The sequence below is a fragment of the Streptomyces sp. NPDC000229 genome (genome assembly GCF_040300825.1).
Classification (GTDB): domain Bacteria; phylum Actinomycetota; class Actinomycetes; order Streptomycetales; family Streptomycetaceae; genus Streptomyces.
This window is the reverse complement of the sequence record NZ_JBEPEL010000172.1, coordinates 1-1078: the sequence shown is the minus strand read 5'-3', so window position 1 is coordinate 1078 and position 1078 is coordinate 1. Positions and strand designations below refer to the sequence as shown.

Sequence of the window (1078 nt, the reverse complement as noted above, 5' to 3'; positions counted from 1 at the left end):
GTCGGTTCGCAGTGCGCGGTTCCGGGACGGAGGTCACTACCCCAGCGGAGGAGTTCCTGGAGGTAGAGGTTGGGTTGCCGTTGGCGTCAGTGGCCTTGGTCAACTGACCGTAGGAGTTGTACTCGTACGAGGTGGTGTAGTCACCCGCCGTGGTCGTGGCGACGCCCTTGGGGTCGGTGACCGTCTTGAGATTGCCGAAGCCGTCGTACCCGAACTGCCAGGGACGTCCTTCGGGTGAGGTCTTGCGCCACAGGTCGGCGGAGTAGCCGTCGGCGCGGGTCTGATACTCGAACTTGGCCGCGTTGGCCGGGTAGGTGCCGGGCGCGCAGTCCGCGGCGGTCGGCACGCCGGCCTTGTTGTTCTCGGCGTCGCGTGACCAGAGGATGTAGCCGGTCTTCTGGTCGTAGCAGTACGCGGTTTTGGCGCCGTTCGGCTCCTCCAGATAGGTCACGTTGTTGTCGGCGTCCCACGACATCTTTGTGGTCTGCGACTTGGCGTTGGTCGTCTGGACCGGGCGGCCGAAGTCGTCCGTCACGTAGGCCGTGGTACGGGACTCGGCGTCGGTGACCTTGGTGTCCGTGAACTTCGTGTTCGCCGCGTTCACCGCGTAGGCGAAGTTCGTGGCGCCGCCGAGACGGTCGGTGATCGTCTGGGTCCACCAGTGGTACTTCGGGTCGTCGCCCTCCTTCGGGAAGTAGTACCCGAGGGAGGTGCCGTTGCCGCGCGGGTCGGTCGCCTTGACGAGCTTGACGTTCTTGTTCCCCTGCGTGGCGTCGTAGGTGAACTTGAAGTCCTTCGGCTGGGACGAGCCGACACCGTCGGTGATCTGCCCGAGCAGACCCTTGGTGGTGTAATAGAACTCGATCTTCCGGCCCGAGATGTCCGTCATGGACTTCACGTGGTCGTAGATCTTGGAGTTGTTCAGGCTGCCCGTGTCGGTGGTCAGCACGCCCGAGTCATTGACGTACTGGTAGCCGGACTGGCCCTTGGTCCAGTAGTCGACGGTCAGCGTCTGACGGCCGGCCGGGTCGGTGATGTACGTCAGGAACTTGGTCGGCTTGTTGTTGGACTTGCGCTC

1 pseudogene is annotated in these 1078 nt (G+C 63.7%); it reads right to left on the bottom strand.

Going from position 1 to position 1078, the window contains the following annotated elements:
* Positions 1 to 1078: pseudogene (locus tag ABT360_RS35315) on the bottom strand (RHS repeat domain-containing protein); the annotation flags it as partial.